Source organism: Pseudomonas sp. FEN (assembly GCF_904067045.1).
Taxonomy (GTDB): Bacteria; Pseudomonadota; Gammaproteobacteria; order Pseudomonadales; family Pseudomonadaceae; genus Aquipseudomonas.
The window spans coordinates 494,102-517,066 of the sequence record NZ_CAJFDC010000001.1; the positions used below are offsets into that span (position 1 = coordinate 494,102).

Sequence of the window (22,965 nt, forward strand, 5' to 3'; positions counted from 1 at the left end):
CCGAGATCACGCGTTCTTCTGGTGTTGAGCCAAGGCCGCCTTGACGAAACCGCTGAACAGCGGATGGCCGTCACGCGGGGTCGAGGTGAACTCAGGGTGGAACTGGCAAGCGACGAACCAAGGATGATCCGGGGCCTCGACCACTTCCACCAGCGCGCCGTCACCGGAGCGACCGGAAACTTTCAGGCCGGCTTCGATGATCTGCGGCAGCAGCTTGTTGTTCACTTCGTAGCGGTGACGGTGACGCTCGACGATCACGTCCTTGGCATAGCAGTCGTGCACCAGCGAGCCGGCTTCGAGCAGGCAGTCCTGGGCGCCCAGGCGCATGGTGCCGCCCATGTCCGAGGTTTCGGTACGGGTCTCGACCGCGCCAGTGGCGTCTTCCCACTCGGTGATCAAGCCAACCACCGGATGACCGCTGCTGCGATCGAACTCGGTGGAGTTGGCGTCTTTCCAACCCATCACGTTACGGGCGAACTCGATCACCGCCACTTGCATGCCCAGGCAGATACCCAGGTAGGGCACCTTGTTTTCCCGAGCGAACTGGACGGCGGTGATCTTGCCTTCCACGCCACGCAGGCCGAAACCACCGGGAACCAGGATGGCATCAACCCCTTCGAGCAGCGCGGTGCCCTGGTTTTCGATGTCTTCGGAGTCGATATAACGCAGATTGACCTTGGTACGGTTGGTGATGCCGGCATGACTCATCGCTTCGATCAGCGACTTGTAGGCGTCCAGCAGCTCCATGTACTTGCCGACCATGGCGATGGTGACTTCGTGTTCCGGGTTCAGCTTGGCGTCAACCACCGCGTCCCACTCGGACAGATCGGCGCCGCCGCATTGCAGGCCGAAACGCTCGACGACGAAATCATCCAGGCCCTGGGAGTGCAGGATGCCCGGGATCTTGTAGATGGTGTCGGCGTCTTCCAGCGCAATCACCGCACGCTCTTCAACGTTGGTGAACTGGGCAATCTTGCGACGCGACGAGACATCGATCGGATGGTCGGAGCGGCAGACCAGGACGTCCGGCTGCAGGCCAATGGAACGCAGTTCCTTGACCGAGTGCTGGGTCGGCTTGGTCTTGGTTTCGCCGGCCGTGGCAATGTACGGCACCAGGGTCAGGTGCATCAGCATCGCGCGCTTGGCACCGACTTCGAAACGCAACTGACGGATGGCTTCAAGGAACGGTTGCGACTCGATGTCGCCCACGGTCCCGCCGATTTCCACCAGGGCCACGTCGGCGTCGCCGGCACCCTTGATGATGCGGCGCTTGATCTCGTCGGTGATGTGCGGGATCACCTGGATGGTGGCGCCCAGGTAATCGCCACGACGCTCCTTGCGCAGCACGTGCTCGTAGACACGGCCGGTGGTGAAGTTGTTGTTCTGGGTCATGGTCGTGCGGATGAACCGCTCGTAGTGACCCAGGTCCAGGTCGGTCTCGGCACCGTCATGGGTGACGAAGACTTCACCGTGCTGGAACGGGCTCATGGTGCCCGGATCGACGTTGATGTACGGGTCCAGTTTGAGCATGGTGACTTTCAGCCCCCGCGCCTCCAGGATGGCCGCCAATGAAGCCGAGGCAATGCCTTTCCCCAATGAAGAAACAACACCGCCCGTGACGAATATGTAGCGCGTCATGAAAAACCCTAGAAGTCTGCGTTAAAGCGGTCCGAGCCGCCGGGGAAAGCGAAGGAAGGCCGAAGCCCCCGATTACCTGCGATCATCACAGTGCACCTTTCGAAAAACTGCTGCGTTGAGACGGTCCGCGGGAAAAACCCACGGTACGGTGCGCGCTACACATTTTTTGGAATCGCCCGGCAAAGACAGCCTGGTAATCGGCAACTCCTGCAATTGCTGGCAATCCACAGAAGTTGTATCAAGAAGGGAGCGTAGTCTACCGGAAAGCACCTTTCAGCTCAAACCTTGATCGCTCGAAGGTGGCTGCCAATGTAAATGCCAGTCCCCCAACGCCCCGCCATCCAGGCCTGGCAGGTTCGCCACGGCAAGCAATTCCTCGCCCCGATAGAGCAGCGGCAATCGGCCGCGGACAAACCAGGGCACGCCACTTTCGTTAAGCAGGCGCTTCAGATCGCGGTGTCCGCGGTCCGGCAGGTTCAGCACTTCGCCGCCCTGGCGATAGCGGACCTGCAAAGGACCGGGCGGCGCGTCACCGACCACCAGCAGTTCGCCGTTATCCGGCAGTTCCAGCGGACGGTTCGGACAGTTCCAGTCGATATTCGCCAATGGCTGGCGTAACCAGGAACCGCTCAACCACCACAGATGCTCGTCGGCACGGTGCAATTCGCCCTCCGCCAGGCGCCACTTGGGGCGGGCGTCATGGGCGGCATCGCGCAGATCGTCCCAACCGGCCCAGTGATCGCTGTCCGGCAGCCGGGTCAGGGGCGCCAGCCAATGCCGCAGGGCGTTGCGCTGGCGCGCCGGGGACAGGTCGATCAAGGCGTCGAGGGCCAGCGAGGGCATGCCCAGCCAGACGTGCCGGGAATGCGCCAAGGCATCGTCGAGGTCGACTTCGGCCAGTTCGTCGAGCAGCTCCTGGGCCTCGCGCAGGTGCGCGGCGCTCCGCACCATGCTGCTCACCGCCTGCGGCCAGCGCTCGGTCACCTCGGGAAAAATCCGCCGGCGCAGGAAGTTGCGCGAGAACTGTTGGTCACTGTTGGACGGATCCTCGATCCAACTCAGGCCGTGTTCCTGGGCATAGCGCTCGAGTTCGGCCCGGGAAACCTCCAGCAACGGCCGCACCAGATAGCCACCACCGACCTCGCGCTGCCCCGGCATGGCCGCCAGGCCACGCACCCCGGCACCGCGCAGCAGGCGAAAGAGCAGGGTTTCGGCCTGGTCTTCGCGATGCTGGGCGGTCAGCAGCACGTCGTGCAACTGAGTGACACCGGCAAAGGCCAGGTAGCGCGCGTCGCGGGCGGCACGCTCAAGGCTGGCCCCGAGCTGGACACTGACCCGGATCACCTGCAACGGCACCCCCAGCCCGTCACAAACCGCCTGGCAATGGGCCGGCCAGCCGTCGGCGACCGCCTGCAGTCCATGGTGGACGTGCAAGGCGGCAAGCCTGGGCAGGGGCCGGGTTTTCGCCAGGGTGGCGAGCAGATGCAGCAGGACCGTGGAGTCCAGGCCGCCGGAGAAGCCGATCCGCCAGGTCTGGGCATTGCGCCAGGGCGAAAGGGCTTCGAGCAACCGGCAAGGCAGATCGATATCAGGCTGACGCATGGGTTGCCCCCCGCGCTGGCTCATGAACGATAACGCGCGCTATCAGAGACCGTAGCTCATCAGACGCTCGTAACGACGAGCCAGCAGCGCATCGTTGTCGAACTTCTTCAGCATAGCCAACTGCGCACTGAGCTCGGCACGGATCGACGCCGCCGCCGTGGCCGGATCGCGATGCGCGCCACCCAGAGGCTCGACAATCACCTTGTCGACAATGCCCAGGCCCTTGAGCCGCTCGGCGGTAATGCCCATGGCTTCGGCCGCGTCGGGGGCCTTCTCGGCGGTTTTCCACAGGATCGAGGCGCAGCCTTCCGGGGAAATCACCGCGTAGGTCGAATACTGCAGCATGTTCAACTGGTCGCACACGCCAATGGCCAAGGCACCGCCGGAACCGCCCTCACCGATCACGGTGGCGATGATCGGCGTCTTCAACCGCGCCATCACCCGCAGGTTCCAGGCAATCGCTTCGCTCTGGTTGCGTTCTTCGGCGTCGATGCCCGGGTAGGCGCCCGGCGTATCGATGAAGGTCAGGATCGGCATCTTGAAGCGCTCGGCCATTTCCATCAGGCGGCAAGCCTTGCGATAGCCTTCCGGACGCGGCATGCCGAAGTTGCGACGGACCTTCTCGCGTACTTCACGGCCTTTCTGGTGGCCGATGACCATCACCGGCTGGCCGTCCAGGCGGGCAATACCACCGACAATCGCCGCATCATCGGAGAAATGCCGATCACCATGCAGTTCGTCGAACTCGGTGAAGATGTGCTCGATGTAGTCCAGGGTATAGGGGCGACGCGGGTGACGCGCCAGACGCGCGATCTGCCAGCTGGTCAGCTTGCCGAAAATATCTTCGGTCAGCGTGTTGCTCTTGTCCTGCAGGCGGGAAATCTCATCGCCGATGTTCAGCGAATTGTCGTTACCGACCAAGCGCAGCTCTTCGATCTTGGCTTGCAGGTCAGCGATCGGCTGTTCGAAATCAAGAAAATTCGGGTTCATAAGCATCCGTCTTGGGTCGAGCACAGTAGTTTTTACACAGCCTGGCCGGCCGATTGATCTGTATCGCGCCCTACCTTACGGGATATGGCGCGCTCAGGTCGAGATTAAAAATAGGGTCAAGGTCGGCGCGCACCCAGTGCGCCACCGTCCTAACGGTATTGGAGGAAGACGTTGTCTCGCCCGAACTGGTCACGCAATGCCTGAATCAGACTGTCTGCCGGATCGATCCGCCAGCTCTCGCCGAACTGCAACAACGCCTTGGCGTCGGGGCTGGTGTACTCCAGGGTGATCGGGCAAGCGCCCCGGTGCTTGCCGAGCAACTCGCCCAGCCAGCGCAGTTGATCGCCCTTGAGCGCGGCACTTTGCAGCTTCAGGCGCAGGCTTTCAGCCAGGTTGGTGCGGGCGTCTTCCATGCTCATCACGCGCTTTACCCGCAGGCGCAGGCCGCCGGAGAAGTCATCGTTGCTGACTTCACCCTCGACCACCACCATGGCGTCGGTCTGCAACAGCGACTGGGCCGACATGAAGGCATCGGCGAACAGCGAGGCCTCGATTCGCGCCGAGCGGTCATCCAGGGTGATAAAGCCCATCTTGTCGCCTTTTTTGTTTTTCATCACGCGCAGGTTGATGATCATCCCGGCCACCGTCTGGGTATCACGGGCCGGTTTCAGGTCGATGATGCGCTGCCGGGCGAAACGGCGGATCTCGCCTTCGTACTCGTCGATCGGGTGGCCGGTAAGGTACAGGCCCAGGGTATCTTTCTCGCCCTTCAGACGTTCCTTGAGGGTCAGTTCCTTGGCCTTGCGGTGATTGGCGTAGACATCGGCGTCTTCTTCGACGAACAACCCGCCAAACAGGTCGGCATGGCCGCTGTCATGGGTTCGGGCGGTCTGCTCGGCGGCCTTGATCGCCTCCTCCATCGCCGCCAGCAATACCGCGCGGTTACGATCGATATTGGCCTGGTAGGACTTCGCCTCGTCATGAAAATGCGGACCGAGACGATCCAGCGCACCACTGCGGATCAGGCCGTCGAGGGTGCGTTTGTTGATGCGCTTGAGGTCGACCCGCGCGCAGAAGTCGAACAGGTCCTTGAACGGACCGTCCTGGCGCGCTTCGGTAATCGCTTCCACCGGGCCCTCGCCGACGCCCTTGATGGCCCCCAGGCCATAGATGATCCGGCCTTCGTCATTGACCGTGAACTTGAACTCCGAAGCGTTCACGTCCGGCGCGTCGAGGCGCAGCTTCATGCTGCGCACTTCCTCGATCAAGGTCACGACCTTGTCGGTGTTGTGCATATCCGCGGACAGCACCGCGGCCATGAACGGCGCCGGGTAATGAGCCTTCAGCCAGGCGGTCTGGTAGGAGACCAGGCCATAGGCGGCGGAGTGCGACTTGTTGAAACCATAACCGGCGAACTTCTCCACCAGGTCGAAGATGTTCCCCGCCAGATCCGGGTCAATATTATTAGTGGCGCAACCTTCGATAAAGCCGCCACGCTGCTTGGCCATTTCCTCGGGTTTCTTTTTACCCATGGCCCGCCGCAGCATGTCCGCGCCGCCAAGGGTGTAGCCGGCCATGACCTGGGCGATCTGCATCACCTGTTCCTGATACAGGATGATGCCGTAGGTCGGCGCCAGCACCGGCTTGAGGCCTTCGTACTGGTAGTCGATATGCGGATACGCCAGCTCGGCGCGACCGTGCTTGCGGTTGATGAAGTCGTCGACCATGCCGGACTGCAGTGGCCCCGGACGGAACAGGGCCACCAGGGCGATCAGGTCTTCCAGGCAGTCGGGCTTGAGCTTCTTGATCAGCTCCTTCATGCCACGCGATTCAAGCTGGAATACCGCCGTGGTCTCGGCCTTCTGCAGCAGGCTGTAGGTCGGCTTGTCGTCCAGCGGGATAAAGGCGATATCCAGCGGCGGCTCATTGACCTTGGCGCGGTCACGGTTGATGGTCTTCAGCGCCCAGTCGATGATCGTCAGGGTCCGCAGGCCGAGGAAGTCGAACTTCACCAGACCGGCGGCCTCGACATCGTCCTTGTCGAACTGGGTCACCAGGCCATCACCGGCCTCGTCGCAGTAGATCGGCGAGAAGTCGGTCAGCTTGGTCGGCGCGATCACCACGCCACCGGCGTGTTTACCGACGTTACGCACCACGCCTTCGAGCTTGCGCGCCATCTCCCAGATTTCCGCCGCCTCTTCATCGACCTTGATGAAGTCCCGGAGGATTTCTTCCTGCTCGTAGGCTTTTTCCAGGGTCATGCCGACTTCGAAGGGGATCATCTTCGACAGGCGGTCCGCCAGGCCATAGGACTTGCCCTGGACCCGCGCGACGTCACGGACCACGGCCTTGGCGGCCATGGAACCGAAGGTGATGATCTGGCTCACCGCGTTGCGGCCATACTTCTCGGCCACGTAGTCGATCACCCGGTCGCGACCGTCCATGCAGAAGTCGACGTCGAAGTCGGGCATGGAAACCCGTTCCGGATTGAGGAAACGTTCGAACAGCAGGTCATATTCCAGTGGATCGAGGTCGGTGATCTTCTGCACGTAGGCCACCAGCGACCCGGCACCCGACCCCCGGCCGGGGCCGACCGGCACGCCGTTGTTCTTGGCCCACTGGATAAAGTCCATCACGATCAGGAAGTAGCCGGGGAAGCCCATCTGGATGATGATATCCAGCTCGAAATTCAGCCGGTCGACATAGACCTGGCGCTTGCTTTCGTAGTCTTCGGTGGTGTCCCGGGGCAGCAGCACCGACAACCGCTCCTCAAGGCCGTCGAAGGACACCTTGCGGAAATATTCATCGATGGTCATGCCTTCCGGGATCGGGAAGTTGGGCAGGAAGTGCTTGCCCAGCTTCACTTCGATGTTGCAGCGCTTGGCAATCTCGACGGTGTTTTCCAGGGCGTCGGGCAGGTCGCTGAACAGCTCGGCCATTTCCTCGGCGCTTTTGAGGTATTGCTGGTCGCTGTAGTTCTTCGAGCGGCGCGGATCGTCAAGAGCCCGGCCTTCACCGATGCAGACGCGGGTTTCGTGGGCCTCGAAATCTTCCTGCTTGATGAAGCGCACGTCGTTGGTCGCGACCAGCGGCGCGCCCAGCTTCTCGGCCAGGGCCACGGCGGCGTGCAACTGTTCTTCGTCGTTGGGACGGTTGGTGCGCTGGATTTCCAGGTAGAAGCGATCCGGGAACACCGCCATCCAGTCGCGGGCCAGGGTTTCGGCTTCCGCGACGTCGCCGCCGAGCAGGGCCATGCCGATCTCGCCCTCCTTGGCCGCCGAGAGCATGATCAGGCCTTCACTGGCCTCGGCCACCCACTCGCGCTCGATGATGATCATGCCGTTGCGCTGGCCATCGATAAAGCCGCGGGAAATCAGCTCGGTGAGGTTACGGTAGCCGAGCGCGTTCATCACCAGCAGGCTGATACGGCTCAGCGGCGCATCGGGGTCCTTGTTCGACAGCCACAGGTCGGCACCGCAGATCGGCTTGATCCCGGCGCCCATGGCGGCCTTGTAGAACTTGACCAGGGAACACATGTTGTTCTGGTCGGTCACCGCCACGGCAGGCATGTTCATGCCGGTGAGGGCCTTGACCAGTGGCTTGATCCGGACCAGACCGTCGACCAGGGAGTATTCAGTGTGCAGGCGCAGATGAACGAATGAAGCCGGCATAGTGATCCTGTAGAAGCATGAAAAACGACAAGGCCCGGATTGTACCGGGCCTTGGCTAAAACATCAGCAGACTAAAACCCGACGAGACCTTCGCGGGCCTCCCAGGCCAAGCGTACCGGTGCGAACGAACGCCGGTGAATCGGGGTCGGCCCCAGGCGGTTCAAGGCTTCCAGATGCACAGGTGTCGGATAGCCCTTATGCCCGCCAATGCCGTAACCGGGGTAGATCGATTCGAAAGCAGCCATTTCACGATCACGGCTGACCTTGGCCAGGATCGACGCCGCCGCAATAGCCGGCACCTTGCCATCGCCCTTGACCACCGCCTCCGCCGGCATCGGCAGTTTCGGACAGCGGTTGCCGTCGATCATCGCCAGCTTGGGCTGGATGTGCAGACCCGCGACCGCCCGCTGCATGGCGAGCATGGTGGCATGGAGAATATTCAACTCGTCGATTTCCTCCACTTCGGCACGCGCGATACACCAGCTCAGGGCCTTTTCGCGGATTTCGTCGTAGAGTTTTTCGCGCCGGGCTTCGGTGAGTTTCTTCGAATCGTTCAGGCCGAGGATCGGGCGCTGGGGATCGAGAATCACCGCCGCCGTGACCACCGCGCCGCAGAGCGGGCCGCGGCCGACTTCATCGACACCGGCAACCAGGTCTTCGGCATCGGCCACCAGGGTGAAATCCAATCCCATCTGCATCTTTACATGACTCATAATGTTTTGCCGATCAGCTTCAACACCGCGTCGGCAGCCTGGTTCGAGGCGTCCAGGCGCAAGGTGCGGTGGATTTCATCGAAGCCCCGGGTCTGCTCCTGGCCATCTTCGATCAACGGCGACAAGGTCTGCGCCAAGGCTTCAGGCGTGGCGTCGTCCTGCAGCAACTCGGGCACCAGCAGACGCTGGGCCAGCAGGTTCGGCAGCGAGATATAGGGGCTTTTTACCAGCCGCTTGAGAATCCAGAAGGTCAGCGGCGCCAGGCGATAGGCGACCACCATCGGACGCTTGTACAGCAGCGCCTCCAGGGTCGCCGTACCAGAGGCGATCAGCACCGCGTCGCAGGCGGCCAGGGCCTTGTGGGACTGCCCGTCAAGCAGGGTCAACGGCAGGTCGCGACCGACCAGCAAGGCCTCGATCTGGGTACGCCGCTGTGGGCTGGCGCAAGGCATGACAAAGCGAATACCCGGGTGCATATCGCGCAGGCGTTGCGCCGTATCGAGGAACAAGCCCCCCAGGCGCCCGACTTCGCCACCGCGACTGCCTGGCATCAGCGCCACCAATGGGCCTTGCGGCAAGCCGAGCTCAGCCCGGGCGGCGGCGCGGTCGGCCTGCAGGGGAATGGCATCGGCCAGAGAGTGCCCGACAAAACGCACCGGCACGCCCTTCTCCTCATAGAAGCGCGCTTCGAACGGGAACAGCGTCAGCATCAGGTCGCAACCCTCGCGGATCTTCAGCACCCGCTTCTGCCGCCAGGCCCAGACCGACGGACTGACGTAATGCACGGTCTTGATCCCGGCACGCCGCAGCTTGAGTTCGATATTCAGGGTGAAATCCGGGGCATCAATGCCGATGAACACATCCGGCCTTTCGGCGATCAGCGTCTGGATCAACAATTTTCGGCGTTTGAGCAGCTCAGGCAAGCGGCCCAGCACTTCCACCAGGCCCATGACCGACAACCGCTCCATGGGAAAATAGGACACCAGGCCTTCGGCCTGCATCAGTGGTCCACCGACCCCGATGAACTCGACCTCGGGATGCCGGGCCTTGATCGCCCGCATCAGACCGGAGCCGAGAATATCGCCGGAGGCTTCCCCGGCGACCAACGCAATTCGCAAAGTCGCCATGATCAGCGGGTAATGCCGCGGGTCGAGGACTGGATCGACTTGAGGAACACGCCCACTTCCGGGTATTGCGCGGCGGGCTCGGCCAGTTCGGCGACGGCTTGCTCCACCGTCAGCCCCTGGCGGTACACCACCTTGTAGGCCCGGCGCAGGGCGTGGATCACTTCCTCGCTGAAGCCACGACGGCGCATGCCTTCGAAGTTCATGCTGCGCGCCTCGGCGGGGCTGCCGAACACCGTGACATAGGCAGGAACGTCCTTGCCGATGGCGGTACCCATGCCGGAAAAGCTGTGGGCGCCGATATGCACGAACTGATGGACCAGGGTGAATCCCGACAGGATTGCCCAATCATCCATATGCACATGCCCGGCCAACGCGGTGTTGTTGACCAGGATGCAATGGTTGCCGATAACGCTGTCATGGCCGATATGCGCGTAGGCCATGATCAGATTGTGATCGCCCAGGGTGGTTTCCGAACGATCCTGTACCGTACCGCGATGGATGGTCACGCCCTCGCGAATAACGTTATGGTCACCGATGACCAGGCGCGTCTCTTCGCCTTTGTACTTGAGATCGGGCGTGTCCTCACCTACCGAGGAGAACTGGTAGATGCGGTTGTGTTTGCCGATCCGGGTCGGGCCCTTGAGAATCACATGCGGCCCGATCACTGTTCCCTCGCCGATTTCCACACCTGCGCCGACGATCGACCAGGGGCCGACCTCAACGCCCTCGGCCAGTACGGCCGTCGGATCGATGATTGCGCGAGGGTCAATCAAACTCATACTTTCTGTTCCGCACAGATGATCTCGGCCGAGCAGACCGGCTTGCCATCGACCGAAGCCTGGCACTCGAACTTCCAGATCTTGCGCTTGCAACTGATGAACTTGGCTTCGAGGATCAGCTGATCACCCGGCAGCACTGGCTGGCGGAAGCGCAGCTTATCGGAACCGACGAAGTAGTACAGGGTGCCGTCGGAAGGTTTCACATCCAACATCTTGAAACCCAGGATACCGGCAGCCTGAGCCATGGCTTCGATGATCAACACGCCCGGCATGATCGGATGCGCTGGGAAATGGCCATTGAAGAAAGGCTCGTTGATGCTGACATTCTTGTAGGCACGAATGCGCTGGGCCTCGACATCCAGTTCCACCACCCGGTCCACCAGCAGGAACGGGTAACGGTGAGGCAGGTATTCGCGAATCTCTTTGATGTCCATCATTTCGTGGGGAAGCCTGTAGTAAAGAGTGGGAGCGCGTCATGCGCGCTCCTCTAGCAAATCAAGAAGGCAGCTTTCGTAGGGACTCAGGCGGCTACTTGATATGGAAAATGGTATCAGCCATCTGATGAAGCATTACCGTCCGGGGTCACGTCCCCTACTCGCTTTTCCAACTGACGCAAGCGCCGCGCCATGTCGTCGAGCTGGCGAATTCGCGCCGCGCTCTTGCGCCACTCGGCGGCCGGCTGCATCGCCGTGCCGGAAGAATAGGCACCCGGCTCGGTAATCGAGTGGGTCACCATGGTCATCCCGGTAAGAAAGACGTTATCGCAGATCTCGATATGCCCGACCAGACCGACGCCACCGGCGAGCATACAGTGCTTGCCGATCTTGCTGCTGCCGGAAATCCCGCAGCAGGCGGCCATGGCCGTGTGATCGCCAACCTGAACGTTGTGGGCGATCTGGATCTGATTGTCGAGCTTGACCCCATTACCGATGATCGTATCGGCCAAGGCACCGCGGTCGATGGCGGTGTTGACGCCGATTTCCACGTCGTCGCCAACGGTCACGCCGCCGATCTGGGCAATTTTTTGCCAGATACCCTTTTCGTTGGCGAAGCCGAACCCTTCACCACCAAGCACGGCACCGGACTGGATCACCACGCGCTTGCCGATGCGCACGTCATGGTAAAGAGTCACGCGTGGCGCCAGCCAGCCACCTTCACCGATTTCACAGCGGGCACCGATAAAGCACTGGGCACCGACAGTGACACCGGCAGCAATGCGCGCACCGCTCTCGATCACCGCAAAGGCGCCGATACTGGCGGTCGGATCGACCAGTGCATCGGCAGCCACCACCGCGCTCGGGTGAATCCCGGCAGGCGCCTTGGGCTTGGGATCGAACAGGTGCGAGATACGCGCATAGGCCAGATAAGGATCGGCCACCACCAACGAGTCCCCGGCATAACCCTCGGCATCAGCGGCCTTGAGCAGCACGGCGCCAGCCTGACTGTCAGCGAGATATTTACGGTACTGGGGATTTGCCAGAAAGCTCAACTGAGCTGGGCCAGCCTCCTGCAAAGTGGCTAGCCCAGTAATTGGTTTCTCCTCGTTGCCACGCAAGGTGGCACCGAGGATCTCGGCCAACTGGCCGAGCTTGATAGTCGCTGTCATGGATTACTTCAGCTGGTTCATGCGCTCGATCACCTGGCGGGTGATGTCGTACTGCGGTTTGACATCGATCACGGCGCCACGCTCGAATACCAGGTCAAAGGCACCTTTCTTGATGACTTCTTCCACGGCGCTGTCGAGCTTGGGCTTGAGCTGCTTGAGCATCTCACGGTCGGCAACGGCCTTGGCTTCGTTCAGTTCCTTGGACTGGAACTGGAAGTCACGGGCTTTTTGCTTGAATTCCAGCTCCAGACGCTCGCGCTCGCCTTGCTGCATCTTGTCGCCGCCCGCTACCAGACGATCCTGGATACCCTTGGCGCTGCTTTCCAGAGCCTTGAGTTTGGTCAGTTGCGGACCGAATTTTTTCTCGGCATCGACGGCGTACTTCTTGGCTGCGTCGGATTCCAAAAGGGCCATCTGATAGTTCAGGACCGCGATTTTCATTTCGGCAAAGGCCGGGGTCGCGACCAGGATAGTGGCCAGCAGAACCAGTTGAGTCAACTTACGCACGATAAACTCCTACAAAATCCATTGTCGTTGTCTAGGGTCAGGCCGTTAGAAGGTCTGACCGAGGGAGAATTGGAAAACCTGGGTTTCAGCGTTATTCGGTTCTTTGATCGGCATCGCCACGGCGAAACTCAATGGCCCCAGGGCAGTTACCCAGGTCAGGCCAACACCCACGGAACTGGCCATATTGCTGAAACTGATGTCATTGCACTGAGTCTGCGACAACGTGCCATTGGTGTTCCTGACCTGTTCGCACTTGGAGTCGAACACGTTACCCACATCCCAGAACAACGAGGTGCGCAGCGAACGCTGGTCTTTCACGAATGGCAGCGGGAACAACAGCTCCGCACCACCTTGAATCAGCACGTTACCACCGAACGGCAAGGCGCTTGTGCTGGTATCGGCCACCGTACCAACGTTACCGGTCACATCCACGCCACGGCTTGGTGTACCGCGTGGGCCCAGGGTGCTGTCCTTGAAGCCGCGTACCGAGTTGAAACCACCAGCATAGTAGTTCTCATAGAACGGCAGACCGCTGGTCGAACCGTAGCCATCGCCATAACCCAATTCGGTGTGGAACCGCATGGTGTAGGTGTCGCTCAACGGCTGGAATACCTGACCACGGTAGTCGAGTTTGAAGAACAACAGGTCGCTGCCTGGAATCGTGCTTTCCAGGGTCAGGCTCTGGGAATGACCACGGGTTGCCAGGACGCCTTTGTTCAGGGTCGATTCCGACCAGCCGGCCGAGGCCTTGTAGTTCAGGAAGCTGTCGCCCTGCTGGTTAACGAAGTTGAAAATTTCGTCAACGGTGTACAGGCCGGTCTGGATCTTGTCCTGCTGGGCCGTCAGGCCAAAGGTCAGGCGCGACGTCTCGCTGATCGGATAGCCGACGCTGACACCGGCACCCAGGCTGTCCACGGCATAACTGGCAACGCTGACATCGAGCTGGCTGTAGTCGGTGGTGCGGTAGAACACGTTGTAACCCAGGCTGACACCGTCCGGCGTCCAGTAGGGGTCGACATAACCGAAGTTATAGCGGCTCTGGTACTGGCTGCGGGTCAGGCCGATGCTGACCTTGTTACCGGTCCCGAGGAAGTTGTTCTGGGTGATCGAACCGCCGAGGATCAGGCCGGCGCTCTGGGCAAAGCCGACGCTGGCGGTAATCGAACCCGAAGCCTGCTCTTCCACCGCGTAGTTCACGTCCACCTGGTCGTCGACACCCGGGACGGCCGGGGTCTCGACGTTCACTTCCTTGAAGAAGCCCAGGCGCTCAAGGCGGGTCTTGGACTGGTCGATCAGGTAGGTGGAAGCCCAACCGCCTTCCATCTGGCGCATTTCACGACGCAGCACTTCGTCGGCGGACTTGGTGTTGCCACGGAAGTTGATACGGTTGACGTAGGCACGCTTGCCCGGATCGACCACGAAGGTGATATCGACGGTGTGATCGTCATCGTGCGGCGTCGGTACGCCGTTGACGTTGGCGAAGGTGTAGCCGTCGTTACCCAGGCGGCGGGTGATCAGTTCCGAGGTGGTGGTCATCAGCTTGCGCGAGAACACCTGGCCCTTCTCCACCAGCAGCAGCGACTTGACCTGGTCTTCAGGGACTTTCAGGTCACCACTGAGCTTCACGTCACGGACCTTGTACTTCTGGCCTTCGTTGACGTTGACAGTGATATAGACGCTTTTCTTGTCCGGGGTGATGGACACCTGGGTCGAGGCGATATCCATGTTGATATAGCCACGGTCCAGGTAGTAGGAACGCAGGCGTTCCAGGTCACCGGAGAGCTTTTCGCGGGCGTACTTGTCATCGTTCTTGAAGAACGACAACCAGTTGGTGGTCTTGAGTTCGAACAGATCGATCAGGTCTTCGTCCTTGAACACCGAGTTGCCCACCACGTTGATGTGCTGGATCGCGGCGACGGTGCCTTCATTGATCTTGATCTTCAAGCCAACGCGGTTACGCGGCTGGGGAACGACTTCGGTCTCGACCTCGGCCGAATAGCGGCCTTGGGCCACATATTGACGTTGAAGCTCGTTACGCACGCCCTCGAGGGTCGCACGCTGGAAGATTTCACCCTCGGCCAGACCGGACTGTTTCAAGCCCTTCATCAGGTCGTCGGTGGAGATCGCCTTGTTGCCTTCGATATCGATACTGGCCACCGAGGGTCGTTCAACGACCGTGATGACCAGGACGTTACCTTCGCGCCCCAGTTGGATATCTTGAAAGAAACCGGTTTTGAACAGCGCGCGAGTGGATTCCACCAGGCGACGGTCATCCGCTTGCTCCCCGACATTCAACGGTAACGCACCAAAGACGCTACCGGCGGATACCCGCTGGAGGCCGTTGATACGAATATCGGAGATAGTGAAGGACTCGGCGTGAACTTCGGCGATCATCAATACGGTAAGGACCGCAGTTAGCAGCAGACGTTTCATGAAGTCCTTTCTTATTCCAACTGGCAATAAACAAACTGCCGCAAAATGCGGCAGATTCGCAATTTTCGCGAAGCGTTACAGTCGACCCAGATCGTTGACCAGGGCAAGCAACATCACCCCGACCACCAAACTGATACCGATCTGAATCCCCCAACCTTGCACCCGATCCGACAAGGGACGCCCACGCGCCCACTCGATCAGATAAAACAGCAAATGTCCCCCATCCAGTACCGGGATGGGCAACAAATTCAGAACCCCGAGGCTGATACTCAGATAAGCCAGGAAATTCAGGAATTCAGCGACGCCCGACTGGGCAGAAGCGCCCGCCACTTTAGCAATGGTTATCGGTCCACTCAAGTTTTTTACCGAGAGCTCGCCGAACAACATTTTCTTTAGCGAGTCCAGGGTCAGGACACTCATGGTCCAGGTACGTCTGGCACCCTCGCCAATGGCGGCCAGCGGGCCGTAACTCACCTCGCGAACCATCTCCGGCGGCCAGTCCACCGCCTTGACCCCGGCCCCCAGATAACCACTCGCCGCCTTGCCTTCACCGCGTGAGGCCAGGGTCAGCGGGACATCGATTTGAGCACCATCGCGCTCGAGGCGCAGCACAACTTTAGTGTCAGGACGTACACGAACCCAATCCACCACCTGCTGCCAATCGCTCAGAGGCTGGTCATTCAGGGCCAACAGGCGGTCGCCGGTCTTGAGACCGGCCGCCTGGGCCGGCCCCTTCGGATCGAGCTCGGCCAGCACCGGCGGCAATGCCGGACGCCACGGGCGAATCCCCAGGGACTTGATCGGATCCGGCTCATCGGCCCCTTTCAACCAGTGATCCAGCGCCAGCTCGCGCGGTGAGTCGGCGCTCGAACCGGGCTCACGGACCCGCAGCTGCAGGCTACCGCTTTCTCCCAGACGCCTTACGAGTTGAAGGTTGACCGCGCCCCAACCGGTAGTGGGCTCGCCATCAATGGCAACAATTTCCTGACCACTGCTCAATCCGGCCTTCTCGGCCAGGCTGCCGCTTTCCACGGTACCGATGACCGGACGCACCTGCTGGCTGCCCAGCATCGCCAGGCCCCAGAAAAACACGATGGCCAGGAGAAAGTTGGCAATCGGGCCGGCGGCCACGATCGCGATACGCTGACGTACCGACTTGCGGTTGAATGCCTGGTCGAGCAAGTGAGACGGCACTTCAGCCTCGCGCTCGTCGAGCATCTTCACATAGCCGCCCAACGGAATCGCAGCCACCACGAACTCGGTCCCCCGGCGATCATGCCAGCGCAGCAACGGCATGCCGAAGCCCACGGAAAAACGCAGGACCTTGACGCCACAACGCCGCGCAACCCAGAAGTGGCCGAATTCGTGGAAGGTCACCAGCACACCCAGGGCCACCAGGGTGCCGACTATCATATAGAGCGCGCTCATTTACTTTCTCCGCAATCCCAGGTGTCGACAGACCCGAAGGCTACGCCAGATTCATCGCCCGTGGCGACTGAGCCACTGCTCGGCCAGTGCCCGAGCCTTGGCATCCGCCGCGAATACCGCATCGAGCTCGTTGACCGCGACCACCGGCTCCAGGTTCAAGACATCCTCGATGATACGCGCGATCTCGAGGTAACGGATGCGCCGTTCGAGAAATGCCGCCACCGCCACTTCATTGGCCGCATTCAACATCGCCGGCGCACTGTTACCCGCTTCGGCGGCCTCGCGGGCCAGGCGCAGACAAGGAAACCGCTGCTCGTCCGGGGCCTGGAAGTCCAGGCGCGCCACGGCAAACAGATCCAGCGGCGCCACCCCGGAATCGATGCGTTCAGGCCAGGCCAGGGCATTGGCGATCGGCGTGCGCATGTCCGGATTCCCCAACTGCGCCAGCACCGAACCGTCGACATAATCGACCAGCGAGTGAATCACACTCTGCGGGTGGATCACCACCTCGACCTGAGCCGGCTTGGCATCGAACAACCAGCACGCCTCGATCAGCTCCAGGCCCTTGTTCATCATACTTGCCGAGTCGACCGAGATCTTGCGCCCCATCGACCAGTTGGGATGAGCGCATGCCTGCTCGGGGGTGACATCACTCAATTCGTCCAGCGGCGTTTGCCGGAACGGACCACCCGAGGCCGTCAGGAGAATGCGCCGCACACCGACCGCCGCCAGGCCACGGGCGTGATCCCCGGGCAAGCACTGGAAGATCGCATTGTGCTCGCTGTCGATCGGCAGCAATACCGAACCACTCCTGCGCACCGCCTGCATGAACAGCGCGCCGGTCATCACCAGCGCTTCCTTGTTCGCCAGCAGGATCTTCTTGCCCGCCTCGACCGCCGCCAGCGTCGGCCGCAAGCCGGCAGCACCGACGATCGCCGCCATCACCGCATCGACTTCGGGATCGGCCGACACCTGGCACAGGCCCGCCTCCCCGACGAGAACTTCGGTCGCCAGGCCGGCGTTGCGCAATTGCGCCTGCAGGCCACGCGCCGCGGACGCCTCGGGCACCACCGCATAACGCGGACGATGGCGCACGCAGAGGGCAAGCAACTCCGCCAGCCGGCTGAAACCGCTCAAGGCAAAGGCCTGGTAACGCTGCGGATGACGAGCAATGACATCCAGGGTGCTCAAACCGATGGAGCCGGTGGCGCCCAGTACGGTAATTTGCTGTGGCCGGCTCACGATGCGGCGATCCACAGGAGCACGGCAAAGATCGGAATGGCCGCGGTCAGACTGTCGATGCGATCGAGAATGCCGCCATGTCCGGGCAACAGGTTGCTGCTGTCCTTGATCCCCGTCTGGCGCTTGAACATGCTCTCGGTCAAGTCACCGACCACCGAGATCAGCACGACCAGCGCCGCCCCCAGCAGACCGGCGATCATCTGCCCCGCCCCCCAGCCACGCACAACCCCGACCACCGCGGTGATCACCAGGCTCAAGGCCAGGCCGCCAAAGACGCCTTCCCAGCTCTTGCCCGGGCTGACCGCTGGCGCCAGCTTGCGCTTGCCGAAGGCCTTGCCGGAAAAGTAAGCACCAATGTCGGCTCCCCAGACCAGGATCATCACCGCCATGATCAAGCCGTTCCCCAACGGTTCCTGCTTGATCAGGATCAGCCCCTGCCAGGCCGGCAAGAGGATCAGGAAGCCGATCACCAGCTTGCTGGCGGTCGTCGACCAATGCGCGCTGGTCCCCGGATAAGTCAGCACCAGGAATGTCGCCAAGCCCCACCACAGCACGGCGGCGCCCAACACCCAGGGTGCCAGGTTGGGGAGGATATAGAGGAAGAACAACAGCACCGCGACCAGCGCCGCATAGGCCACCCGGGCCGGCTGCGCCTCGAACCCCGCCAGGCGCGCCCATTCCCAGGCGCCAAGGGTGACGACCAGGCCGATGAACAGCGCAAAGCCCGCGCCTTCGAGCAGGAAAAACCCGCACAAGGCAATAGGCAGGAGGATGAGTGCCGTGATGATGCGTTGCTTGAGCATTAAACCCGGGCCCCGGCTTCGACCTGCTCGCTCGTTTTACCGAAACGACGCTGGCGAGAAGCAAAATCAGCCAGCGCGGTGCGCATGGCCTCGTGTTTGAAGTCCGGCCAGAACAGGTCGGAGAAATACAGCTCGGCATAGGCCAACTGCCACAACAGGAAATTGCTGATGCGGTGCTCGCCGCCGGTGCGGATGCACAGGTCCGGCAACGGCAGGTCGCCGGTCGCCAGGCAGGTCTGCAGCAGTTGCGGGGTGATATCGTCCGGGCGCAGATGCCCGGCCTGCACTTCACGGGCCAGACGCTGCGCCGCCTGGGCGATATCCCACTGCCCGCCGTAGTTGGCGGCGATCTGCAGAATGAAACGATTGCTGCCGGCCGTCGCGGCTTCCGCCTCGCGCATGGCCGCCTGCAATTCGGGGTGAAAGCGCGAGCGATCGCCAATGATCCGCAGGCTGATGTTATTCTCATTGAGGCGCTTGGCCTCGCGGCGCAGCGCCTTGAAGAACAGGTCCATCAAGGCACTGACTTCGTCGGCCGGGCGCTGCCAGTTCTCGCTGGAGAACGCGAACAGGGTCAATACCTCGACCCCGGCCTCGGCACACACCTCAATCACCGCACGCACCGCGTCGACGCCAGCCTTGTGCCCGGCAACACCGGGCAAAAAGCGTTTCTTCGCCCAACGGTTATTGCCGTCCATGATGATTGCAACATGGCGCGGCACCGAGGACGGCACAGCCTGCTTGGTCTTTTCCATGAAAACGTCCTGACCCTTATACGGCCATCAGGTCCGCTTCTTTTTGCTTCATGGCCACTTCGATTTCCGCCACGAACTTGTCGGTCAGCTTCTGGATATCGTCAGCCGCGCGACGCTCTTCGTCTTCACTGATCTCTTTTTCCTTGACCAGATCCTTCAGGTCGCCCAACACGTCGCGACGAATATTACGCACGGCAACGCGAGCGTTTTCCGCTTCTTCACGCGCCTGCTTGGTGAAGCCGCGACGGGTCTCTTCGGTCAGCGCCGGCATCGAGATCAGCAGCAGTTCGCCGAGGTTGGTCGGGTTGAGATTCAGACCGGCGCTGCCGATCGCCTTGTCCACGGCACCGAGCATATTGCGCTCGAAGGCCACGACCTGCAGGGTGCGCGCATCCTTGACGGTGATGTTGGCCACCTGTTTGATCGGGGTGTCAGTGCCATAATAAGGCACCATCACGCCCTCCAGGATGCTCGGGTGAGCCTGCCCGGTACGAATCCGGCCAAACGCGTGGGCCAGGGATTCCAGGGACTTCTTCATGCGCTCTTGAGCGTCTTTCTTGATTTCGTTGATCATTGCTGGCCTTCCTCGATCAGGGTTCCTTCAGCGCCGCCATGTACGATATTCAGCAGGGCGCCGGGCTTGTTCATGTTAAATACGCGCAGCGGCATCTTGTGATCGCGGCACAGGCAGATAGCGGTGAGGTCCATGACACCCAGCTTGCGATCCAGCACTTCATCGTAGGTCAGATGATCGAACTTCTCGGCATGCGGGTCTTTGAACGGGTCCGCGGTGTACACGCCATCGACCTTGGTGGCCTTGAGCACCACATCGGCATCGATCTCGATCGCCCGCAGGCAGGCTGCCGAATCCGTGGTGAAGAACGGATTGCCGGTACCGGCCGCGAAGATCACCACTTCCTTGGAGTTGAGGTGGCGCATGGCTTTGCGACGATCATAGTGATCGGTCACGCCGACCATGGAAATAGCCGACATCACAATGGCCGAGATATTCGCACGTTCCAGCGCGTCGCGCATCGCCAGCGCGTTCATCACAGTGGCCAACATGCCCATGTGGTCGCCGGTGACACGATCCATCCCGGCGGCACTCAAGGCGGCGCCGCGGAACAGATTGCCGCCGCCGATCACCAGGCCGACCTGAACACCGATGCCGACCAGTTGGCCGACTTCCAGCGCCATGCGATCCAGGACTTTCGGGTCGATCCCGAACTCTTCCGAGCCCATCAGGGCCTCGCCGCTAAGTTTGAGTAGAATGCGTTTATAGCGAGCTTGATAGCCACTGCCCTGCTGAGCCATTGCGAATCTCTCCTGCGGCGTTTAAAAAATCTTGCGAGCTGTTTGCAGCCTGCGCTAACTCTAGCTTGGCGCTGCGACAGCGCCATCAGAACACGTCTCTGTAAGACAGTTCCGAATGGAAAAAGAGAAAACCCCTAGTCCCATTTGAAAAGAGGCTGCGCGCGTAAGCGGGCAGCCTCTTGGGTCGACAGTTGAAAACCGTCTTATTGCTTGCTGGCAGCCACTTGAGCAGCAACTTCTTCCGCGAAGTTGTCCACAGGCTTCTCGATGCCATCACCTACCTTGAAGTAAGTGAAGGAAACGATTTCAGCGCCGGCTTTCTTGACCAGGGCACCGACGGTGACTTCCGGGTTCTTGACGAAAGCTTGCTCAACCAGGCTGGCTTCGGCCAGGAACTTGTTGATACGGCCGCCAACCATTTTTTCAACGATTTCAGCTGGCTTGCCTTTGATCTTGTCTTCGTTGAGGGTCAGGAAAACGCCTTTTTCGCGTTCGATGGCCTCAGCGGAAACCTGCGATGGCAGCAGGAATTCAGGGTTGGTCGCGGCAACGTGCATGGCAACGTCTTTGGCCAACTCTTCGTTGCCGCCCTTGAGGGCCACAACCACACCAATCTTGTTACCGTGCAGGTAAGCACCAACCACATCACCTTCGATACGAGCCAGGCGACGGATATTGACGTTCTCGCCAACTTTGGCAACCAGCGCTTCACGCGCCGATTCCTGCGCGGCGATCAGCGGTGCGGCGTCGGTCAGCTTGTCAGCGAAGGCTTTTTCAACGCTGGCAGCGACGAAGCCCTTGAAGTCGTCCTGCAGAGCCAGGAAGTCGGTCTGCGAGTTCACTTCCAGGATCACGGCAGCCTTGCCGTCGCCCTTGATTGCGATGGCGCCTTCAGCAGCAATGTTGCCCGCTTTCTTGGCAGCCTTGATGGCGCCCGAAGCGCGCATGTCATCAATGGCTTTTTCGATGTCGCCGCCAGCCTTGGTCAAGGCTTTCTTGCAGTCCATCATGCCTTCGCCGGTACGCTCGCGCAGTTCTTTGACCAACGCTGCAGTAATCTCTGCCATTTCAAAATTCCTCTTGGATAGGTTATCAACCATTCCACCCGATCGAACGGGCGTTCAATTCTTCCCGACCCCGTTGTAGCGAGCGCACATTACAAAGGCTGTAGCGGCACCACCGACAAACGGTTTTCGAGGTGGCAAAAAGGGGGCCAAGCCCCCTTTTTGCTTACTGAGTCAACGCCAGGGGCGTCAATTACTCAGCTGCGGCGACCGGAGCTTCTTCAGCAGCGGCGGCGAACTCGACGGTGCCACCGTTGACGTTGTTGCGACCGCGGATCACGGCGTCAGCCATCGAACCCATGTACAGCTGGATGGCGCGAATGGCGTCATCGTTGCCTGGGATGATGTAGTCAACGCCTTCCGGGCTGCTGTTGGTATCGACTACGCCGATAACCGGGATGCCCAGCTTGTTGGCTTCGGTGATCGCGATACGCTCGTGGTCAACGTCGATCACGAACAGTGCGTCAGGCAGACCGCCCATGTCCTTGATACCACCCAGGGAACGATCGAGCTTTTCCAGGTCGCGAGTGCGCATCAGCGCCTCTTTCTTGGTCAGCTTGGCGAAAGTACCGTCTTCGGCTTGCACTTCGAGGTCACGCAGACGCTTGATGGAAGCACGGATGGTTTTGAAGTTGGTCAGCATGCCGCCCAACCAGCGGTGATCGACGTACGGCGAACCGCAACGTGCTGCTTCTTCGGCAACGATCTTGCCAGCGGAACGCTTGGTGCCGACGAACAGAATCTTGTTTTTGCCCTGGGCCAGACGCTCTACGAAAGTCAGCGCTTCGTTGAACATTGGCAGGGTTTTTTCAAGGTTGATGATGTGGATCTTGTTACGCGCGCCGAAAATGTACTTGCCCATTTTCGGGTTCCAGTAACGGGTCTGGTGACCGAAGTGCACACCGGCCTTCAGCATATCGCGCATGTTGACTTGGGACATGATAGTTCCTTGATTAAGTCGGGTTTGGCCTCCACGTATCCCAATGACCAACCAGCAGCATCAGCTGAAGGCACCCAGGTCATCGTGTCGACACGTGTGTGGATTTAAGCTTCGCGGGGCTATCCCCGGAAAGCGGCGCATTTTATACCACAGCAACGCCAAAAACGAAACCCGCATTCGCATTTCCCGCCCCGGGCTTTTGCGCGCGTCTTGGATTCAGGCCAGAATGCCCCCAGCTTGATAGAGAGAAGCGATGGCCGGATGCTCATGGTTTACCCCTTCCGTCTGGTAGAATCGCGCTTTTAAGGGTGCTGAAACACCCGGCCGGCCGTCGCGCCCCCGCCGCTTCAGCC

19 protein-coding genes are annotated in these 22,965 nt (G+C 60.8%); all 19 read right to left on the reverse strand.

Going from position 1 to position 22,965, the window contains the following annotated elements; all coding sequences use genetic code 11:
- Positions 1-6 precede the first annotated feature (6 nt).
- On the reverse strand, positions 7-1,638 hold the full coding sequence (locus PFEN_RS02410; protein ID WP_191485436.1) for a CTP synthase: 1,632 nt from the start codon (positions 1,636-1,638) through the stop codon (positions 7-9).
- A gap of 273 nt (positions 1,639-1,911) precedes the next feature.
- On the reverse strand, positions 1,912-3,240 hold the full coding sequence (gene tilS / locus PFEN_RS02415; protein WP_191485437.1) for a tRNA lysidine(34) synthetase TilS: 1,329 nt from the start codon (positions 3,238-3,240) through the stop codon (positions 1,912-1,914).
- A 42-nt stretch (positions 3,241-3,282) separates the two neighbouring features.
- On the reverse strand, positions 3,283-4,230 hold the full coding sequence (locus tag PFEN_RS02420; protein ID WP_191485438.1) for an acetyl-CoA carboxylase carboxyltransferase subunit alpha: 948 nt from the start codon (positions 4,228-4,230) through the stop codon (positions 3,283-3,285).
- A 149-nt stretch (positions 4,231-4,379) separates the two neighbouring features.
- Positions 4,380-7,901, reverse strand: a complete 3,522-nt coding sequence (gene dnaE / locus PFEN_RS02425; protein WP_191485439.1) for a DNA polymerase III subunit alpha — start codon at positions 7,899-7,901, stop codon at positions 4,380-4,382.
- Positions 7,902-7,972: 71 nt separating this feature from the next.
- Positions 7,973-8,599, reverse strand: a complete 627-nt coding sequence (gene rnhB, locus PFEN_RS02430; protein ID WP_263596582.1) for a ribonuclease HII — start codon at positions 8,597-8,599, stop codon at positions 7,973-7,975.
- 11 nt (positions 8,600-8,610) lie between these two features.
- Positions 8,611-9,741: a lipid-A-disaccharide synthase gene (gene lpxB / locus PFEN_RS02435; RefSeq protein ID WP_191485441.1), complete on the reverse strand. Its 1,131-nt coding sequence runs from the start codon at positions 9,739-9,741 to the stop codon at positions 8,611-8,613.
- A 2-nt stretch (positions 9,742-9,743) separates the two neighbouring features.
- On the reverse strand, positions 9,744-10,520 hold the full coding sequence (gene lpxA / locus PFEN_RS02440) for an acyl-ACP--UDP-N-acetylglucosamine O-acyltransferase (protein WP_191485442.1): 777 nt from the start codon (positions 10,518-10,520) through the stop codon (positions 9,744-9,746).
- Positions 10,517-10,957: a 3-hydroxyacyl-ACP dehydratase FabZ gene (fabZ, locus tag PFEN_RS02445; protein WP_040064770.1), complete on the reverse strand. Its 441-nt coding sequence runs from the start codon at positions 10,955-10,957 to the stop codon at positions 10,517-10,519. The genes lpxA and fabZ overlap by 4 nt, the downstream gene beginning before the upstream one ends.
- 113 nt (positions 10,958-11,070) lie before the next feature.
- Positions 11,071-12,126 (reverse strand): UDP-3-O-(3-hydroxymyristoyl)glucosamine N-acyltransferase, encoded by a 1,056-nt coding sequence (gene lpxD / locus PFEN_RS02450; protein WP_191485443.1) that lies wholly within the window; start codon positions 12,124-12,126, stop codon positions 11,071-11,073.
- 3 nt (positions 12,127-12,129) lie between these two features.
- Complete coding sequence (locus tag PFEN_RS02455) at positions 12,130-12,633, reverse strand: OmpH family outer membrane protein (protein ID WP_191485444.1); 504 nt, start codon at positions 12,631-12,633, stop codon at positions 12,130-12,132.
- Between the two features lie 45 nt (positions 12,634-12,678).
- Entirely contained in the window at positions 12,679-15,066 is a 2,388-nt protein-coding gene (bamA, locus tag PFEN_RS02460; RefSeq protein ID WP_191485445.1) for an outer membrane protein assembly factor BamA, read from the reverse strand.
- Positions 15,067-15,141: 75 nt separating this feature from the next.
- Entirely contained in the window at positions 15,142-16,494 is a 1,353-nt protein-coding gene (gene rseP / locus PFEN_RS02465; RefSeq protein WP_191485446.1) for a sigma E protease regulator RseP, read from the reverse strand.
- Positions 16,495-16,545: 51 nt separating this feature from the next.
- On the reverse strand, positions 16,546-17,736 hold the full coding sequence (ispC, locus tag PFEN_RS02470; protein ID WP_191485447.1) for a 1-deoxy-D-xylulose-5-phosphate reductoisomerase: 1,191 nt from the start codon (positions 17,734-17,736) through the stop codon (positions 16,546-16,548).
- Entirely contained in the window at positions 17,733-18,539 is an 807-nt protein-coding gene (locus tag PFEN_RS02475; protein ID WP_191485448.1) for a phosphatidate cytidylyltransferase, read from the reverse strand. The genes ispC and PFEN_RS02475 overlap by 4 nt, the downstream gene beginning before the upstream one ends.
- The gene (uppS, locus tag PFEN_RS02480; protein ID WP_191485449.1) at positions 18,539-19,294 is read right to left on the reverse strand and encodes a polyprenyl diphosphate synthase; all 756 of its coding nucleotides are present in this window, start codon (positions 19,292-19,294) and stop codon (positions 18,539-18,541) included. The genes PFEN_RS02475 and uppS overlap by 1 nt, the downstream gene beginning before the upstream one ends.
- A 16-nt stretch (positions 19,295-19,310) precedes the next feature.
- On the reverse strand, positions 19,311-19,868 hold the full coding sequence (gene frr / locus PFEN_RS02485) for a ribosome recycling factor (RefSeq protein WP_191485450.1): 558 nt from the start codon (positions 19,866-19,868) through the stop codon (positions 19,311-19,313).
- Entirely contained in the window at positions 19,865-20,608 is a 744-nt protein-coding gene (pyrH, locus tag PFEN_RS02490; protein ID WP_003189161.1) for a UMP kinase, read from the reverse strand. The genes frr and pyrH overlap by 4 nt, the downstream gene beginning before the upstream one ends.
- A gap of 203 nt (positions 20,609-20,811) precedes the next feature.
- On the reverse strand, positions 20,812-21,675 hold the full coding sequence (gene tsf / locus PFEN_RS02495; RefSeq protein WP_191485910.1) for a translation elongation factor Ts: 864 nt from the start codon (positions 21,673-21,675) through the stop codon (positions 20,812-20,814).
- A 190-nt stretch (positions 21,676-21,865) separates the two neighbouring features.
- Entirely contained in the window at positions 21,866-22,612 is a 747-nt protein-coding gene (rpsB, locus tag PFEN_RS02500; protein ID WP_191485451.1) for a 30S ribosomal protein S2, read from the reverse strand.
- Between the last annotated feature and the right edge of the window lie 353 nt (positions 22,613-22,965).

What these genes read in the sequence shown, in the direction of transcription:
- lpxB (WP_191485441.1), bottom strand. Translation starts at nt 9,741, where the DNA reads ATGGCGACTTTGCGAATTGCGTTGGTCGCCGGGGAAGCCTCCGGCGAT.
- bamA (WP_191485445.1), bottom strand. Translation starts at nt 15,066, where the DNA reads ATGAAACGTCTGCTGCTAACTGCGGTCCTTACCGTATTGATGATCGCC.
- pyrH (WP_003189161.1), bottom strand. Translation starts at nt 20,608, where the DNA reads ATGGCTCAGCAGGGCAGTGGCTATCAAGCTCGCTATAAACGCATTCTA.
- rnhB (WP_263596582.1), bottom strand. Translation starts at nt 8,599, where the DNA reads ATGCAGATGGGATTGGATTTCACCCTGGTGGCCGATGCCGAAGACCTG.
- frr (WP_191485450.1), bottom strand. Translation starts at nt 19,868, where the DNA reads ATGATCAACGAAATCAAGAAAGACGCTCAAGAGCGCATGAAGAAGTCC.
- PFEN_RS02410 (WP_191485436.1), bottom strand. Translation starts at nt 1,638, where the DNA reads ATGACGCGCTACATATTCGTCACGGGCGGTGTTGTTTCTTCATTGGGG.
- tsf (WP_191485910.1), bottom strand. Translation starts at nt 21,675, where the DNA reads ATGGCAGAGATTACTGCAGCGTTGGTCAAAGAACTGCGCGAGCGTACC.
- PFEN_RS02420 (WP_191485438.1), bottom strand. Translation starts at nt 4,230, where the DNA reads ATGAACCCGAATTTTCTTGATTTCGAACAGCCGATCGCTGACCTGCAA.
- uppS (WP_191485449.1), bottom strand. Translation starts at nt 19,294, where the DNA reads ATGGAAAAGACCAAGCAGGCTGTGCCGTCCTCGGTGCCGCGCCATGTT.
- rseP (WP_191485446.1), bottom strand. Translation starts at nt 16,494, where the DNA reads ATGAGCGCGCTCTATATGATAGTCGGCACCCTGGTGGCCCTGGGTGTG.
- tilS (WP_191485437.1), bottom strand. Translation starts at nt 3,240, where the DNA reads ATGCGTCAGCCTGATATCGATCTGCCTTGCCGGTTGCTCGAAGCCCTT.
- fabZ (WP_040064770.1), bottom strand. Translation starts at nt 10,957, where the DNA reads ATGATGGACATCAAAGAGATTCGCGAATACCTGCCTCACCGTTACCCG.
- lpxA (WP_191485442.1), bottom strand. Translation starts at nt 10,520, where the DNA reads ATGAGTTTGATTGACCCTCGCGCAATCATCGATCCGACGGCCGTACTG.
- PFEN_RS02475 (WP_191485448.1), bottom strand. Translation starts at nt 18,539, where the DNA reads ATGCTCAAGCAACGCATCATCACGGCACTCATCCTCCTGCCTATTGCC.
- rpsB (WP_191485451.1), bottom strand. Translation starts at nt 22,612, where the DNA reads ATGTCCCAAGTCAACATGCGCGATATGCTGAAGGCCGGTGTGCACTTC.
- lpxD (WP_191485443.1), bottom strand. Translation starts at nt 12,126, where the DNA reads ATGACAGCGACTATCAAGCTCGGCCAGTTGGCCGAGATCCTCGGTGCC.
- dnaE (WP_191485439.1), bottom strand. Translation starts at nt 7,901, where the DNA reads ATGCCGGCTTCATTCGTTCATCTGCGCCTGCACACTGAATACTCCCTG.